This is a genomic window from Plantactinospora sp. CNZ321, assembly GCF_004217235.1.
Genome location: NZ_SHKQ01000001.1, coordinates 89,035 through 105,905 on the forward strand (window position 1 = coordinate 89,035; position 16,871 = coordinate 105,905).

Below are 16,871 nucleotides of genomic sequence, written 5' to 3' on the forward strand. Positions count from 1 at the left end.
GGAAATTCCATCGTCACCCCCGGACATGAGCTGCGCGTCGACTTCCTTCGACAAAATGGGAGTGACCGCCTATCCACGTCGCCCCAAGACCGCTTTGGACATCCAGCCGGAATGGAAACCCTGCCGGTTTTGCCTACATCGGACGTTCGGCCAACGCCGGTCGGATGATTATTTCGACGATCGCCGGATCGGTTGTTGTACCGCCGACCGAAGTAGGGGTAGCAAGATCCCACCTGCGCAAACAACCTCTGGTCGGCTCGCCGCGGCACCGCCGGGCGCCCGCCTGACAGAAACCCGCCAAACCTCACCTCGACCGGCGGCAAACATTTGACGCGCGCCCCGGAATACCGTTTCATCGTCGCGGGGAGGCCGTAGTCCGGAATTGCCGTTCACGGCTCGGCGGAGAAGAGGTCTCATGGCGGCAGTCGCTATCGTAGCAATATCAACAATTCTCTTCGTATTTGCCTCGGTCACCCTCTGGTGGACGATGCACGCCTGGCGGACGCCCGAGACCCTGGCCGGTACCCGCTTCGCGGCGCCGGACGGCACGCACTCGCTGTCCTTCTCGCTGCTCCTGCCGGCCCGACACGAGCAGTTGGTGCTGGAGCACACGGTGCTGCGGTTGATGCAGTCGACACACACCAGGTTCGAAATCATCATCATCGTCGGGCACGACGATCCGGAGACGGCCGCCGTGGCGAACCGGCTCGCCGAGACCCATCGGCACCGGGTCCGGGTGGTCGTCGACACCAACACCGTGAAGAACAAGCCCCGGGCGTTGAACACGGCACTGCCGTACTGCCGGGGCCTGGTCATCGGGGTCTTCGACGCCGAGGACCAGGTGCACCCGCACCTGCTGGAGCACGTCGACCACGCCTTCCGGGCCACCCACGCCGACGTCGTGCAGGGCGGCGTCCAGTTGATCAATTTTCATTCGAGCTGGTACAGCCTGCACAACTGCCTGGAGTACTTCTTCTGGTTCCGCAGCCGGCTGCACCTGCACGCGGACAAGGGATTCATCCCGCTCGGCGGCAACACCGTCTTCGTACGGGCCGCCGCGCTGCGGGCGGTCGGCAACTGGGACGGCGACTGCCTGGCCGAGGACTGCGACCTCGGCGTACGGCTCTCCAGCCGGGGCGCGAAGGTCGTGGTTGCCTACGACTCCACACTGGTGACCCGGGAGGAGACACCGGACTCGCTGGCCGGACTGATCAGGCAGCGGACCCGGTGGAACCAGGGTTTCCTCCAGGTCCTGGTGAAGGGCGAGTGGCGACGGCTGCCCTCCTTCTGGCAGCGGATGCTCGCCCGCTACACGCTCACCGGCCCCTTCGCCCAGGCGTTCTCCGGCCTGGTCGTGCCGCTGGGAATCCTCATCGCGATCTTCTTCGACGTCGGGATCGGCGCCGCGCTGGTGAGTTTCCTTCCGCTCGCCCCGATGGCCGCCACCGTGATGTTCCAGGTCGTCGGCCTGCGTGACTTCGGCCGCCTGTACCAGCTCCGGATCGGGCCGATCGACTACCTCCGGCTGGTGGCCGGCGCCTTCCCGTACATGCTCGTGCTCGCGGTGGCCGCTGTCCGGGCCGTCTGGCGGGTCCTGCGCGGACGCAACAACTGGGAACTGACCGCGCACGTCGGCGCCCACCTCTCCGGCGTGGGACCGGCGCCGGCCATCCGTGAGGGCGGTGCCGCATGAGGACGACCGCCGGGCCGCCGCTGGACCCGCCGAGGCCCGAGGAGGCCACCGTGCTGCGCACCTCGACCGAGAAGGCCGTACGCCTTCCGGCCGCGGCGCTCGGCCCCCGGACCGATCCGGCCGCCACCGAGGTGTTGCCGCGGATCATCGGCCCCGGTCCGGCCGGTCGGCACCCGGCCGGCCGGCACCGCCTGCGGGGCTGGCGACCGGGTGTCGACTTCCTGCTCGTCAGCGCACTGCTCGTTGTTGTGTTGTCGGTGCAGGCATGGAACATCAGCGGTTTTCCGAACGTCACCGACGACGAGGGGACCTACCTCGCCCAGGCCTGGGCGGTCCGGGAGGGGTTGGGGCTGGCCCACTACACCTACTGGTACGACCATCCCCCGCTGGGCTGGATCCAGCTCGCCGCGCTCTCCTGGCTGCCCGCGCTGCTGATGCCGGACCAGCTCGCCGTGGTCACCGGCCGGGTGGCGATGCTGCCGGTCACCGGTGCCAGCCTGGTACTGGTCTACCTGTTCTGCCGGCGGCTCGGCCTGGCCAGATGGACCGGCGCGGTCGCGGTCCTCGGCTACGGGCTCTCCCCGCTCGCGGTGACCATGCAACGGCAGATCTATCTGGACAGCTTCGCGGTGCCCTGGATGCTCGGCGCCTTCGTGCTGGTCCTCTCCCCGCGCCGGCACCTGTGGCACCACGTCGCGGCGGGCGCCGCCGCCGGGGTCGCCGTGCTCTCCAAGGAGACGATCGTGATCGTGCTCCCGGCCCTGGTGGTGGCCCTCTGGCGGGGCACCGCACCGGGCGGGGTCCGGCCCTTCTCCTTCGCCGGCTTCTTCACCGGCCTGCTGCTGGTCAGCATCGGCTATCCGCTGTACGCACTGCTGAAGAACGAGCTTGTCCCCGGCCCGGGACACGTCTCGCTGCTCGGCGCGCTGCGGTTCCAGTTGCAGGACCGGGCCGGCTCCGGAAGCGTCTTCACCGCCGGCAGCGATGCCCGGGAGGTGCTGGACTCCTGGCTCTTCTACGATCCGGTGCTGATCTACGCCGGAATCCTCGCCGGCCTGCTCGCCCTCGCCGTACGCCGGCTCCGACCGGTGGCGGTCGCGGTGACGCTGCTGCTGGTGGTGGCGCTGCGCCCCAATGGCTACCTGCCCGCGATGTACGTCATCCAGGCGCTGCCGTTCCTGGCCATCGTGATCGCCGGAGTCGCCGAGGCCGGCGCCGGCCGGCTGCTCGACCGGCGGGGCAGCACCGGGCGGGCAGGGCGGGCCGGGCGGAGCCTGCGGGTCGGCGCCGTCGTCGCGGCCGGCATCGTCGCCCTGGCGGTGGTGGTGCCCCACTGGTCCGAGGGAAACCTGCGGGCGATGACGGCCGGGGACAACGGCAGGTACGCCGCCGCGCTGTCCTGGCTGCGTGCCCAGGCCCCGGACCGGTCGGACCAGACGATCGTCACCGACGACGTGCTCTGGCTCGACCTGGTCGACGCCGGCTACCAGCGGGACCGGGTGATCTGGTTCTACAAGCTGGACCTGGACCGGGAGGTGGCGCGGCGGCTGCCCGACGGGTGGCGGGACGTCGACCTGATCATCTCCACCCCGTCGATGCGGGCGGACGACAACCCGCTGCCCACGGTGGACCTGCTGCTGGTCAACTCGGAACCGCTGGTCACCTTCGGCAGCGGCCCGGACCGCATCGAGATTCGCCAGGTGGGCCATGACTGACCGGGCAGCGAACACCGCTGGCGACGACCGCTCCGACCACCCGCCGTACGTGGTCGTCCGGACCCGGCCGGACCGGATCGCCGAGGTGCCCTACACCTTCGCGGACCGGTTCGCCGGCCGGTCGAAGTCCTCCGTCCGCGAGGGACTGCGGTTCCTGCGGCACCTCACCGTGCTGCGGCTCGGCCGCACCCGGGCCCGGATGCTCGGGTACGGCGTCATCGGACTCTCCGGGGTGCTGCCCAACCTGGTCACCCTCTGGCTGCTCTCCGCCGTGCTGGGCGTGCACTACCTGCCGGCGGCGATCGTGGCGACCGAGGTCGCGATCGGCTGGAACTTCGCCCTGACCGATCTGCTGCTCTTCCGTCGCGCGCCGCGCCGGCACACGCTGCGGGCCCGGCTCGGTCGCTTCGTCGCGCTCAACAACGCCGACCTGCTGGTCCGGATCCCGCTGCTCGCCGCGCTGATCGACCTGCTGCACGTGAACGTGCTGGTCGCAAACCTGATGACCCTGGTGGCCGCCTTCCTGGTCCGGTTCGTCGTGATCGACCGGGTCATCTACGTCCCCGCCCCCGAACCGCCCACCACCGTCCCGGAGGCACCATGAGCATCGACCGCTGGCGCCCTGCCCGACGCATCCTCGGGCAGCTCCTCGCCGTCATCCTCTTCCTGGCGATCGGCCTGGTCGGCACCCCCGCCGCCAGGGCCGCCGGCAACCTGCTGCACAACCCGAGCCTGGAGCAGCTCACCTCCGGGTTCCCGACCTGTTGGGAGGCGTCCGGCTGGGGCGACCAGCAGTTCAGCTTCACCGTCTCCGGGGACGCCCACCACGGCGACAACGCCATGCGGATCGACATCACCTCGACCGCCGGCCCCGGTGACCGCAAGCTGATGATGCTGGAGACCTCGACCTGCGCCCCGCAGGTCACGCCGGAGCACCAGTACGACCTGTCGGTGTGGTACAGGTCGTCCACCCCGGCCACCGCGGTCACCGTGTTCCGGCACGACACCAGCCTCGGCTGGCAGTACTGGCTGGATCTGGCCACCCTGCCGGTGGTCGGCGAGTGGACCGGGACGAGCGTGCGGACCCCGCCGGTGCCGGCCGACACCGACCGGCTCACCTGGGGGGTGAGCATCTACGGCGTGGGGTGGCTGCTCACCGACGACTACTCGATGGTCGACGCCACCCTCGACGAGCCCGGCGAGACCTGCACCGACACCGAAGCCTGCGAGCGGGGTGAATGGCAGGTCATGCCGTACGAGTCGCCGGTGCGGGCCATCCACTCGGTGGTGCTGCACGACGGCAGGGTGCTGCTCATCGCCGGCTCGGGCAACGATCCCGACCACTTCGCCGCCGGCAGCTTCAACACCGCCCTGTACGACCCGGCGACCGGCGCGTTCACCAGCGTTGCCACCCCGGCCGACCTGTTCTGTGCCGGGCACGTCCAACTGGCCGACGGCCGGGTGCTGGTGATGGGCGGCAACAAGGACTATCCGAGCGCCGACGGCACCGTCGGCTACAAGGGGCTGCCCGACTCGTACGTGTTCGACCCGGCGACCGGGTCGTACACCCGCAGCAACGACCTGGCGGCCGGACACTGGTACCCGTCGGCGACGATGCTCGGCAACGGCGACGTACTCTCCCTCGGCGGCCTCGGCGAGGACGCGAACGGCACCGTGGCCGCCGAGTACTACGACGCCGCGCAGGAACGCTGGCTGCGGATCTGGGAGGCGAACCAGACCTGGTCGTTCTGGGGCCTCTATCCGGCCATGGTGCTGATGCAGGACGGCCGGCTCTTCTACACCGGCAGCCATGTCTTCGGCAACGGACTGCCCGGCACCGGTGCCTCGATCTTCGACTACCACGCCGGCACCATCACCGACGTGCCCGGGCTGCGCCGCAAGGACGAGCGGGACCAGTCCGCCAGTGTGCTGCTGCCGCCGGCCCAGGACCAGCGGGTGGCGACCTTCGGCGGCGGCAACATCGACACCAACCTGGACGCGCACCGGCTCACCGACATCATCGACCTGAAGCAGACATATCCGGAGTACCTGCCGGGGCCCGACATCCCGACCGGCACGCTGACCGGCGGCGTCCCGCAGACCGTCACCCAGGGCAAGATGTACGTCTCGGCGGTGCTGCTGCCCGACGGCACGGTCTTCGAGACCGGTGGTGCGCTGCACAACCGGGCCGACCCGGTGCACGAGGCGTCGATCTTCGATCCGCAGACCGACACGTTCACTCCGATGGCCGCCGACCCGGTGCCGCGCGGTTACCACTCCTCGGCGTTCCTGCTGCCGGACGGCCGGGTGATGGCGGTCGGCGAGAACCCGGGCAACGGCACGTTCGACATGCGGATCTCGATCTACTCGCCGACGTACCTCTTCAAGGGGGCCCGGCCCGTGATCACCTCGGTGGCGAACACCGAGTGGGGTTACGGCAGTACCCAGCAGGTCACCGTCGACTCGGCGGTGACCCGGGCGTCGCTGATCCGGCCGGCGGCGGTCACCCACTCGTCCGATCCGAACCAACGCTTCGTGGAGTTGCCGATGTCGGTTGAGGGAAACACCGTCGGGCTGAACGTGACGAGCAATCCGAACATCGCGCCGCCCGGCTGGTACATGCTCTTCGTGCACAACGCCGCCGGAGTGCCGTCGCTGGCGACGTGGGTGAGGCTGGGATGAGCCGCCGGACACGATGGACGACGGCCGCGCTGGTCGCGCTGGTCGCCGCGGTGGTGATGGCCGGCTGGCGAGCCGACAGCCTCGCCGCCCGGCCGGACGGCAGCCGACCGTCCGAGGCGCCGACCGGCGGGGTCGGGGCGCCAACGGGTCCGGTCGGGACGCCCACCAGCCCGGTCGAGGTGTCACCGGCCGCACCGCCGCCCCGGATCCACCCTTTCGCGCTGCAACCGCGCCGCGCACCGCACCCGCCGCTGCCGTCCCCGACCGCGCCGCTGGTCATCCCCGAGGGGTACGACGGCTGTGACCACGGGTACGGCGAGGATCGGGCCGTCTGCGTGCCCTGGCGGTTCCCGCCCGGGGTCCGCGACCGCTGCGCCTGGCTGTCGGCCCACCGGTACCCGCCGCTGAAGGTGGTCAACGACCGGGACCGGCACGGCCTGGACCGCAACCGCGACGGCACCGCCTGCGGCCGGGGAGACTGACCCGGCGTGCCCGGTCAGGGCCGGGCGGCGATGTCCCGGATCGCCACGGCGGCCTCCAGGGCCGCCGCGGTGGCCGCCCAGCCCTTGTCCTCGACCGAGTCGGGCAGCCCGGCCCGGGCCCGGGCCTGCTCCAGGTCGTTCACCGTCAGCACGCCGTGCGCCACCGGCTTCCCGCTGTCCAGCGCGACCCGGGTCAGCCCCTCGGTCACCGACTGGCACACGTAGTCGAAGTGCGCGGTGGCGCCCCGGATCACCACGCCGAGCGCGACCACCGCGTCGCAACGCCGGGCCAGCGCCTGGGCCACCACCGGCAGCTCCACCGAACCGGCCACCCGGACGACCAGCACGTCGTCCACCCCGCAGGCCTTCGCCGCGGTCACCGCACGGTCGACCATGTGGTCGGTGAGTTCGCCGTGCCACCGTGCGGCCACCACCCCCACGCTCAGCCCGGAGGCCTCCACCGTCGACAGTCCCGGCTCCCCGAACCCCGCCATCGTCACGCCAACCTTTCCGTCAACTCCGCGAGTTCCGTCAGCTCCCCGGCGTCGGCCGGAGTGTCCAGTTCGTCCAGCAGGTGTCCCATCCGGTCCCGCTTGGTACGCAGGTACCGCACGTTCTCCGGGGTGGCCCGGACCGGCATCGCCTCCCGGCCCAGCACGGTCAGCCCGTACCCCTCCAGCCCGGCCCGCTTGGCCGGGTTGTTGGTCAGCAGCCGCATCGAGCGGACCCCGATGTCGTAGAGGATCTGCGCACCGGTGCCGTAGTCCCGGGCGTCGGCGGGCAGCCCGAGGTCCAGGTTGGCGTCGACGGTGTCCCGGCCGAGGTCCTGCAACTGGTACGCCTGGAGCTTGTGCAGCAGGCCGATGCCGCGCCCCTCGTGGCCGCGCATGTAGAGCACCACGCCCCGCCCCTCGGCGGCGACCCGGGCCAGCGCGGCGTGCAGCTGTGGGCCGCAGTCGCAGCGCAGCGAACCGAAGACGTCCCCGGTCAGGCACTCCGAGTGCACCCGTACCAGAACGTCCTGGCCGTCGCCGAGGTCGCCGTAGACCAGCGCGATGTGCTCGGCGCCGTCCTGCCGGGCCCGGTAGCCGACCGCCCGGAACGGCCCGTACGGCAACGGCAGCCGGGTCTGCACGACCTGCTCGACGTCGGTCTCGGTACGCCGCCGGTACGCGATCAGGTCGGCGATGGTGATCAGCGTGATGCCGTGCTCGGCGGCGAACTTCTCCAGGTCGGGCAGGCGCATCATGGTGCCGTCGTCGTTGACCAACTCGCAGAGCACCCCGGCGGGGCGGAGGCCGGCGAGCCGGGCGAGGTCGACGGCCGCCTCGGTGTGCCCGGGGCGGCGCAGCACCCCGCCGGCCTTGGCCCGCAGCGGCACCACGTGCCCGGGCCGGCTCAGGTCGGTGGCGTCGGTCGCCGGGTCGGCGAGCAACCGGATGGTGTGCGCCCGGTCGGCGGCGGAGATGCCGGTGCTCACCCCCTCCCGCGCGTCCACCGTCACCGTGTACGCCGTGCCGCGCTTGTCCTGGTTTGTGTGGTACATCGGTGGCAGTTCGAGGCGGTCGCAGTCCTCCTCGGTCAACGGCGCGCAGATGTAGCCGGAGGTGTAGCGGACCATGAACGCGACCAGTTCCGGGGTGGCCCGGGCGGCCGCGAAGATCAGGTCGCCCTCGTTCTCCCGGTCCTCGTCGTCGACCACGACGACCGGTCGGCCGGCCGCGATCTGGGCCAGCGCCGCCTCGATGGTGCCGAATTCCGTGCTCATGCCGGCACTCCGCTTCGCTCACTCACTTCCACGGCCTCCAGTCCGTCGACCGGCGCTCGCCCACCGGTCGTCAGCAGTCGTTCGACGTACTTGGCGAGGACGTCAACCTCGAGGTTGACCGGCTCGCCGACACCCTTGCGGCCCAGCGTGGTGGCGGCCAGCGTGGTCGGGATCAGCCCGACCGCGAAGGTCTGCCCGGTCAGCGCGGCGACGGTCAGCGACACCCCGTCGACGGTGATCGACCCCTTCTCCACGACATATCGGGCGAGGTCGGCGGGGAGCGAGAAGGTCACCGTCTCCCACTGCTCGGCCGGCTCCCGCCCGACGATCTCGGCCACCCCGTCGACGTGCCCCTGCACCAGGTGCCCGCCGAGCCGGCTGCCGAGGGTGGCGGCCCGCTCCAGGTTGACCGGGTCACCCGGGCGCAGCACACCCAGCGAGGTACGCCGGAACGTCTCGCCCATCACGTCGGCGGTGAACGTGTCGCCGTCGACCTCCACCACGGTCAGGCAGACCCCGTTGACCGAGATCGACTCGCCGTGCCGGGCGTCCGAGGTGACCACCGGGCCGCGGATCGCGACCAGGGCGGAGTCGCCGCCGGTCTCGTCCCGCCGGACCAGTTCGCCCAACTCCTCCACGATGCCGGTGAACATCCTCAGCCCTCCGTCTTCCGGGGAAACGCGGTGACCCGCAGATCGGGGCCGACCGGTGCGATGTCGGTGAACTCCAGGTCGATGACCTCGGAGATCGTCTGTGGACCGGCGTCGACCAGGGCCGCCGGGCCGGCGCCGAGCAGCTTGGGTGCCAGGTAGCCGACCACCTTGTCGACCAGGCCGGCGGCGAGGAAGGCGCCGGCCAGCGTCGGGCCGCCCTCCAACAGCGCCGCCCGGACGCCACGCCGGTAGAGCTCGGCGAGCAGCCGGGTCAGCTCCACCCGGCCGTCCGGGCCGGTGCCGACCTCCCTGGCGGTCGCCACCCAGGTGGGTGCGGCGCCGTCCCGGACCCGGGCGTCGAGCGGGGTACGACCGGCGCTGTCCACCACCACCCGCAGCGGCTGCCGGATGGCGAGGGTGCCGTCGCGCAGGTTCCGGGCGGTCAGCCTCGGGTCGTCGGCGAGGACGGTGCCGACCCCGACGATCACCGCGTCGACGGTGCCGCGCAGCGCGTGCACGTCGATCCGGGCCGCCTCGGAGGTGATCCACATGCTGGTGCCGTCCGCCGCCGCGATCCGCCCGTCCAGGGTCGCCGCGTACTTCCAGATCAGGTACGGCCGGCCCCGGCGGACCGCGGTGAGCCAGGCGAGGTTGCCGGCCTCCGCCTCGGCGGCCCGTAGCCCGACCTCGACCTCGACGCCGGCCGCCCGCAGCCGCTCGATCCCGCCGGCCGCGACCGGGTTCGGATCGGGCACGCCGACCAGCACCCGGCGGATCCCGGCCGAGATCAGCGCCCCGCTGCACGGCCCGGTACGCCCGGTGTGGTCGCAGGGTTCCAGGGTCACCACCGCGGTGCCGCCGCGGGCCCGCTCACCGGCCTGGGCCAGCGCGACGATCTCGGCGTGCGGCCCACCGGCGTACGCGTGGAAGCCCTCGCCGACGATCTCGCCGTGCGGGTCGAGCAACACGCAGCCGACCAGGGGGTTGGGACTCGTCGTGCCCAGGCCACGGGCTGCCAGCCCGATAGCCCGGCGCATCGCCTCGTCGGCGGAGACGCCCCCCATGCCGCTCCCGTTCCTTTCGCCCGTCGTCGTGGCGCGCGGGCGGGGCGGGAGGACGCCGGCCGATGGCCGGGTGTGCGGCGGCGGAGCGTGGGGACGGCAGGCGCCGACCCCGGGGGACCACAGGGCGGCGCAGAGGCCGGCCCGGCGGGCCATCCGTCCCGCGCGCTGTCTCCCATCCGGACTGTCTGGGCGCGGGCACTGCCGCCCCCAACCGTCGGCCCTGGGTTCTCACCAGGTCCACCGGGCGGCCGAGGCCGACCGGGTCGCGGGCTTACCGGGCTTGCGCCCGGATCACCGCCGGTTCGGAATTACACCGAGTCCCGCCAGCGCGTGGTGGGTACGAATCGAGTCTTGCACGGAATCGGGGTCGTCGGGCAGGGGGGCGACCGACCTCACAGCAACGTGACCGTGCTCACTTCGCCCCGCGGCGCCGCTCCCCCGCCTCGGCCGCGGGTGTCCCCGGGGTACGCCGCCGGTCCATCGCCACGTACGACCCCGGCTGGCTCTTGGCCACCGTCTTCATCTCGGAGGCCGCCGCGATCACCTCCAGCGGGTCGGTGAACCGGCGCTCGGGCACCGACAGCGAGACCCCGATGGAGAGGGTGACCAGGTGGGCCCGCTGGATGTTGCCGCGCCGGTCCTTCAGCTCGACGTAGCCGCGCTTGGCGTCCTCCGGGTCGTAGAGCTCGTCGGCGGTCTTCTCGAAGTCGACCACGGCCCGCTCGGTCAGCGGCCGGACCTGCTCGGGCGCGCAGACGATCACGAAGTCGTCGCCGCCGATGTGCCCGAGGAAGGCCGGCGGCAGCCCGACCGAGACCACCGCCCGGTGCAGGCTGCGGGCCAGGGCGCTGATGAACTCGTCACCGCGGACGAAGCCGTACCGGTCGTTGACGCTCTTGAACCGGTCGATGTCGATGTAACCGACCGCGTAGTCGACGCCGCTGCGTACCCGGTCGCCGATCTCCCGGCGGACCCGGGTGTTGCCGGGCAGCCCGGTCAGCGGGGAGACCTCGCGGAACTCCTTGTTGCGGCGCAGCGTGGAGCTGATCCGGGCGACGAGTTCGGCGGTGTCGAAGGGTTTGACCAGGTAGTCGTCGGCACCGGCGGTGAGCCCGTGCACCTTGTCCACGGTCAGTCCCTTGGCGGTGAGCATGATCACCGGCAGTGCCGAGGTCATCGGGTTGGCCCGCAGCCGGCGGGTCAGCTCCAGCCCGTCGATCCGGGGCATCCGCAGGTCGACCACGGCCAGGTCGGGCCGGCGCCGCTCGATCACCTCGAGCGCCTCCTGGCCGTCGCTGGCGTGCACCACGTCGAAGCCGTGCAACCGCAGGTTGAACGAGACGAACCGGACGATGTCCTCGTCGTCGTCGACCACCAGGATCAGATCGGGCCGCTCCTCGGCGACCCCGTCGACGCTCACGCGGCGACGGCGCGCTCGGCGAGCCGCCGCAGCTCGGTCACGGCCGCGGCCGGGTCCGCCGCGCCGTAGACGGCGGTACCGGCGACGAAGGCGTCCGCACCGGCCGCCGCCGCCTGCTCGATGGTGTCGGCCGCGATGCCGCCGTCGACCTCGATCCGCAGTTCGAGGTGGCCGGCATCGACGTGCCGGCGGGCGGTCCGGACCTTGTCGAGCAGTTCGGGGATGAACCGCTGCCCCCCGAAACCGGCCTTGATTGTCATGATCAGCAATGTATCGAAGCTGGGCAGCAGGTCAAGGTACGGTTCGATCGGGGTGTCCCGGTCGATCGCCAGCCCGGCCTTCGCCCCGGCCGAGCGGAGGTCCTTGGCCAGCGAGACCGGGTTGTCGCAGGCCTCGGCGTGGAACGTCACGTTGTACGCCCCGGCGTCCGCGTAGCTCGGCGCCCAGCGGCGCGGGTCGGAGATCATCAGGTGTACGTCGAAGGGCAGCGCGGTCACGGCCAGCAGGCTCTGCACCACCGGCAGCCCGATGGTGAGGTTCGGCACGAAGTGGTTGTCCATCACATCGACGTGCAGCCAGTCCGCCGTGGACTCCACCGCCTGCACCTCGTCGGCGAGCCGGGCGAAGTCTGCGGCGAGGATGCTGGGCGCGACGATCGGCGCTGGTACGGTCACCGCGCCAGTGTACGAACGTCGGCCACCCCCCGCGCTCGTCACCCTCGGATCGCGGTACCGCCTGGGAAGAACCGGTCCGGGGTGATCGGCAGGTCCCGGACGCGTACTCCGGTGGCGTGGTACACGGCGTTGGCGACCGCCGCGGCGGTGCCGACGATGCCCAGCTCACCGATGCCCTTCGAGCCCATCGGGTTGACGTAGGGGTCCTCCTCGGCGAGCGTGTGCACCTCCACGCAGCCGACGTCGGCGTTGGTCGCGATGTGGTACTCGGCAAGGTCGTGGTTGACCACGTGCCCGAACCGGGGATCGACCACGCACCGCTCGTGCAGCGCCATCGACAGCCCCATCGTCATCCCGCCGAGGAGTTGGGAACGCCCCGTCTTCGGGTTGATGATCTGCCCGGCGGCGAAGACCCCGATCATTCGCGGCACCCGAACCTCCCCGGTCACCTCGTGCACCCGGGCCTCGACGAACTGGGCGCCGAAGGCGTACATCGACAGGCGCGCCATCTCGGGGTTCTCCGGCATGTCGGCGGCGGCCTCGATGCCGCGCGGCGGCGGGTCGGTGCCCTCTGCGGCGACCCGGGCCCGAAGCCGGCGGGCGGCCTCCACCACCGCGCTGCCCCACGAGGTCATCCCGGACGAGCCGCCGGCCGCCATCGCCGGCGGCAGGTCCGTGTCGCCGATCCGCAGCACGACCCGGTCGAGCGGTACGGCCAGCGCGTCCGCCGCGATCTGGGCCAGCGAGGTCCAGGTGCCGGTGCCGAGGTCGGCGGCGCCGATCGAGACCCGGTACAGGCCGTCCGGCTCCAGCCGGATCGCCGCCGAGGAGCCGGGCAGCCGGTACACCGGGTACATCGAGGCGGCCACCCCGGTGCCGACCAGCCAGCCGCCGGCCGCCCGCCGGACGCCGGGAGTCGGATCCCGGCCCGCCCAGCCGAACCGGCGGGCGCCTTCGCGCAGGCAGGCCACCAGGTTGCGGCTGGAGAACGGCCGGTCCAGCTCCGGATCGAGCGCCGGCTCGTTCGCGATCCGGAACTCGACCGGGTCCCGTCCGCAGGCGATCGCCATCTCGTCCATCGCCGACTCCAGCGCGTACATCCCCGGGGTCTTGCCCGGGGCACGCATGATCGTCGGCACCGGCACGTCGAGCCGGACCATCCGGTGCGTGGTGCTGCGGTGCGGCGCCGCGTACATCACCCGGGTCGGCGTCGCCGTCTGCTCGGCGAACTCCTTGTGCCGCGCCGTCTGCTGCACCACCTCGTGGTCCACCGCGACCAGCCGGCCGTCCGGCCCGGCACCGAGCCGGACCCGCTGCACCGACGGGGTGCGGTAACCGACCTCGGAGAACATCTGCTGCCGGGTGAGCGCGAGCTTCACCGGACGACCGGGCAGGGCGAGCGCGGCCAGCACCGCGAGTACGACGTCCGGATGGGTGTGCAGCTTGCCGCCGAACGCGCCACCGACGTGCGGCGAGATCACCCGGAGCCGCTCCGGGGCGAGCCCGAGGAGCGTGGCCAGTGACTCCCGCAGCCGGTGCGCCCCCTGGGTACCGACGTGCAGGGTGAGCCGCTCGTCGACCCACTGGGCGATCGTCGAGTGCGGTTCGAGCTGGGCGTGCTGGTACCAGGGCGTGGTGTAGGTGGCGTCCAGCCGTACCGCCGCGTCGGCCAACGCCGCCGCCGGGTCGCCGCGCACGCTGTCGGTGGGGAACCCGCCGTTGACCACCTCCGGGGCGTACCGGTCCGGATGGTCGGCCCGCAGCTCGACGTCGTGCGGTCCGGCCTGGTAGTCCACCCGGACCAGGTTGGCGGCCCGGCGGGCGGCCTCCGAGGTCTCCGCCACCACCCCGGCGACGAACTGCCCCCGGTACGCCACGTCCGGCGTCTGCAGGACCACCAGTTCGGGGTCGTCGAAGGAGGCGACCCGGGGCGCGTTCTCGTGGGTCAGCACCGCCAGCACCCCCGGCTCGGCCCAGGCCAGCTCGGTGTGCACGGCGGTGATCCGCCCCACCGCGACGGTGGCCTGCACCGGAGACAGATAGGCCGGGTGGTCGACGGGGTGCTCGAAGGCGTACCGGGCGGTCCCGGTGACCTTCGCCGGGCCGTCGAACCTGTCCAGCGGAGTGCCGATGGCCCGGACCGGCAGCGTCTTCCCGTCCACACCTGCACTGTATGTAACGGAGTGTCCCCATCGACCCGCTTCCGCGGAAGTCAGGCCACGGCCCGGACAATCCCGACCATCGGCCCGACCGGTCCGGACCGGTCCGACCGGCCCGGCCGGTGCTGCCGGCGTCGCCGCCGGCCCGCCGCCGCTCAGCCCCGGCGCAGCACCGCCAGGAACATCGCGTCGGTGCCGTGCCGGTGTGGCCAGAGCTGCACGGTGGGGCCGTCGCCGAGGCCGGGCATGCCGGCCGGCAGCAGTGGCCGGGCGTCGACGAAGTCGACAGGTACGCCGGAGCGGCGTGCCGCCTCGGTCACCGAGACGTGCGTCTCCACCACGTGTGGCGAGCAGGTCACGTACGCCACCACCCCGCCGGGACGGACCGCCCGGAGCGCGGCACCGAGCAGTTCCCGCTGCAACCGGGTCAGCGCCGGCAGGTCGGAGGGCTGCCGGCGCCAGCGGGACTCCGGACGCCTGCGCAGCGAGCCGAGGCCGGTGCAGGGCGCGTCGACGAGCACCCGGTCGAAGGAGTCCTCCGGCAGGTCCCGATCGCGCCCGACGGTACGCCCGTCGGTGCTCAGCACGGTCACCGGCAGTCCGCGTACGGCCTGGGACACCAGCCGGGCCCGGTGCTCGGCCACCTCGACCGCGGTCAGCCGGGCACCCCGCTGGGCGGCCAGCGCGCCGAGCAGAGCGGCCTTGCCACCCGGTCCGGCGCAGAGGTCGAGCCACCGCTCGTCGGTGCCGTCGATCTCGGCGGCGGTGAGCGCGGCGGCCACCAGTTGGGAGCCCTCGTCCTGGACGTGCGCCCGGCCGTCGGCAAGCACCGCCAGCTCGCCGGGCGCACCTCCGGGCAGGTAGACCGCGTACGGCGAGAAGGCGCCCGGCGCCCCGCCCACCTCGTCGGCGACCTCGACCGCGTCCGCCCGGCCCGGCCGGACGCAGAGGTGCACCGGCGGCCGCTGGTTGTCCTCGATCAGCAGCCGGCCGGTCTCCCCCAGGTCGCCGCCGAGCGCTTCGGCGAAGGCCCGCACGATCCACTCCGGATGGCTGTGGCTGACGGCCAGGTGGCCGACCGGGTCGGTCTCGGCCGGCGGGGCCAGCTCGGCCAGCCAGGTGTCGAGGTCCTTGCCGGCGACCTCCCGGAGCACGGCATTGGCGAAGCCGGCCGCGCCCGGGGCGAGGGAGCGGACCAGGTCGACCGTTGCGGAAACGGCGGCGTGCGCCGGAACCCGGGTGTAGAGGATCTGGTAGGCGCCGAGCCGCAGCGCGTCCCGGGGCTGCGGGTCGATCCGCGCCACGTCCCGGCCGGCGGCGGCGGTGAGGACCGCGTCCAGGGTGCCCCGGACCCGCAGCGTGCCGTAGGTCAGCTCGGTGGCGAAGGCGGCGTCCCGGCCGTGCAGCCGCCGGTCGCGCAGGATGCCCGGGAGGACCAGGTTCGCGTACGCGTCGTCGCGGTGCACCGCCTCGATCGCCTCGTATGCCGCCTGTCGGGGCAGGTCGGCCGCTGGCCGCCCGCTCCGGGGCGACCGCCCGTCCCGGTCCCGTCGGCCCGCGCCCCGACCACCCCGGTCGGCGCCGTCCCGGGTACGGCTCCGGTCGGCGCCGCCGACCCGTCCGGTACGTTCGCTCACCCGAACTGCTCCCCACCGGCGACCCGGACGCCCCGGGCCCAGTCCGGGGCCGGCATGGCGCGTTTGCCGGCCGCCCGCACCTCGCCCAACTCGACCGGGGTGGTGGCGGTACCGGCGAGGACCCGGCCGCGCTCGACCAGCAGCTCGCCGGGCTTGAGCTCGGCGGCGTCGCCGACCGGCCGCACCGGGCCGAGCTTGACCCGGTCGCCGCGGAACCGGGTCCAGGCGCCGGGCGCCGGGGTGGCGGCCCGGATCCGGCGGTCCACCGCGAAGGACGGCTCCGACCAGCGGACCTCGCCGTCGGCGACGGTCAGCTTCGGCGCCAGTGAGACCCCGTCAGCGGGTTGCGGCACCGCCCGGGCGGTGCCCTGCCCGATCGCGTCGAGCACCGCGACCAGCAGCCCCGCGCCGCTGCCGGCGAGGCGTCCCAGCAGGTCGCCGGAGGTGTCGGACGGCCGGATCTCCTCGGTCACGGTGCCGAAGACCGGCCCGGTGTCCAGCCCGGCCTCGAGCTGGAAGACACTGGCGCCGGTGACCTGGTCGCCGTGCAGCACCGCGTGCTGCACGGGCGCGGCACCTCGCCAGGCGGGCAGCAGCGAGAAGTGCAGGTTGACCCAGCCGTGTACGGGGATCTCCAGCGCCTCCGGCGGCACCAGGGCGCCGTAGGCGACCACCGGTACGCACTCCGGGGCGAGCTGGCGCAGCCGGTCGAGGAACTCCGGCTCCCGGGGCCGGGCCGGGGTCAGCACCTCGATGCCCCGCTCGTCGGCCCAGGCACCCACGGGTGACCGGGTCAGCCCCCGGCCCCGGCCGGCCGGGGCGTCCGGCCGGGTCACCACGGCCAGCAGTTCGTGCCCGGACGCGGCGATGGCGTCCAGGCTGGGCAGTGCGACGTCCGGCGTACCGGCGAAGATCAGGCGCACC

Annotated in this window: 14 protein-coding genes and 1 riboswitch; of the genes, 5 read left to right on the forward strand and 9 right to left on the reverse strand. The window is 72.7% G+C overall.

The features are described from left to right. Positions 1-487: 487 nt before the first annotated feature. Genes EV371_RS00375 through EV371_RS00395 form a run of 5 tightly spaced genes read left to right on the forward strand, consistent with a single transcriptional unit; the run spans position 488 to position 6,572 of the window. A complete protein-coding gene (locus EV371_RS00375; protein WP_486484420.1) occupies positions 488-1,693 on the forward strand; it encodes a glycosyltransferase in 1,206 nt (401 codons plus the stop codon). Beyond that, entirely contained in the window at positions 1,690-3,408 is a 1,719-nt protein-coding gene (locus tag EV371_RS00380) for a glycosyltransferase family 39 protein (protein WP_130460272.1), read from the forward strand. The genes EV371_RS00375 and EV371_RS00380 overlap by 4 nt, the downstream gene beginning before the upstream one ends. Continuing rightward, positions 3,401-4,012 (forward strand): GtrA family protein, encoded by a 612-nt coding sequence (locus EV371_RS00385; protein WP_130460273.1) that lies wholly within the window; start codon positions 3,401-3,403, stop codon positions 4,010-4,012. Before EV371_RS00380 ends, EV371_RS00385 begins: the two co-directional genes overlap by 8 nt. Then, complete coding sequence (locus EV371_RS00390; protein ID WP_130460274.1) at positions 4,009-6,090, forward strand: galactose oxidase early set domain-containing protein; 2,082 nt, start codon at positions 4,009-4,011, stop codon at positions 6,088-6,090. Before EV371_RS00385 ends, EV371_RS00390 begins: the two co-directional genes overlap by 4 nt. Further along, entirely contained in the window at positions 6,087-6,572 is a 486-nt protein-coding gene (locus EV371_RS00395; RefSeq protein ID WP_130460275.1) for a hypothetical protein, read from the forward strand. Before EV371_RS00390 ends, EV371_RS00395 begins: the two co-directional genes overlap by 4 nt. Positions 6,573-6,586: 14 nt before the next feature. Here the strand turns inward: EV371_RS00395 and ribH are convergent, their stop codons facing one another. The 9 genes from ribH to fmt all read right to left on the reverse strand — a co-directional run bounded on the left by ribH (position 6,587) and on the right by fmt (position 16,870). Next, on the reverse strand, positions 6,587-7,066 hold the full coding sequence (ribH, locus tag EV371_RS00400) for a 6,7-dimethyl-8-ribityllumazine synthase (RefSeq protein WP_130460276.1): 480 nt from the start codon (positions 7,064-7,066) through the stop codon (positions 6,587-6,589). 2 nt (positions 7,067-7,068) lie between these two features. After that, a complete protein-coding gene (locus tag EV371_RS00405; RefSeq protein WP_130460277.1) occupies positions 7,069-8,340 on the reverse strand; it encodes a bifunctional 3,4-dihydroxy-2-butanone-4-phosphate synthase/GTP cyclohydrolase II in 1,272 nt (423 codons plus the stop codon). Continuing rightward, a complete protein-coding gene (locus tag EV371_RS00410; protein WP_130460278.1) occupies positions 8,337-8,993 on the reverse strand; it encodes a riboflavin synthase in 657 nt (218 codons plus the stop codon). Before EV371_RS00410 ends, EV371_RS00405 begins: the two co-directional genes overlap by 4 nt. A 2-nt stretch (positions 8,994-8,995) precedes the next feature. Further along, complete coding sequence (gene ribD, locus EV371_RS00415; RefSeq protein ID WP_130460279.1) at positions 8,996-10,057, reverse strand: bifunctional diaminohydroxyphosphoribosylaminopyrimidine deaminase/5-amino-6-(5-phosphoribosylamino)uracil reductase RibD; 1,062 nt, start codon at positions 10,055-10,057, stop codon at positions 8,996-8,998. Between the two features lie 160 nt (positions 10,058-10,217). Further along, a riboswitch (FMN riboswitch) is annotated at positions 10,218-10,389 on the reverse strand. Positions 10,390-10,469: 80 nt separating this feature from the next. Then, positions 10,470-11,477, reverse strand: coding sequence for a response regulator (locus EV371_RS00420; protein WP_130460280.1), 1,008 nt, complete (start codon positions 11,475-11,477; stop codon positions 10,470-10,472). Continuing rightward, a complete protein-coding gene (rpe, locus tag EV371_RS00425; RefSeq protein WP_130460281.1) occupies positions 11,474-12,151 on the reverse strand; it encodes a ribulose-phosphate 3-epimerase in 678 nt (225 codons plus the stop codon). Before rpe ends, EV371_RS00420 begins: the two co-directional genes overlap by 4 nt. A gap of 38 nt (positions 12,152-12,189) precedes the next feature. Beyond that, positions 12,190-14,313 carry a xanthine dehydrogenase family protein molybdopterin-binding subunit gene (locus EV371_RS00430; protein ID WP_207230369.1) on the reverse strand — a complete coding sequence of 708 codons (2,124 nt, stop codon included), beginning with the start codon at positions 14,311-14,313 and terminating at the stop codon, positions 12,190-12,192. A 152-nt stretch (positions 14,314-14,465) separates the two neighbouring features. Further along, entirely contained in the window at positions 14,466-15,989 is a 1,524-nt protein-coding gene (locus EV371_RS00435; RefSeq protein ID WP_130460282.1) for a transcription antitermination factor NusB, read from the reverse strand. Then, positions 15,944-16,870, reverse strand: a complete 927-nt coding sequence (fmt, locus tag EV371_RS00440) for a methionyl-tRNA formyltransferase (protein ID WP_130460283.1) — start codon at positions 16,868-16,870, stop codon at positions 15,944-15,946. The genes EV371_RS00435 and fmt overlap by 46 nt, the downstream gene beginning before the upstream one ends. Position 16,871 lies beyond the last annotated feature (1 nt).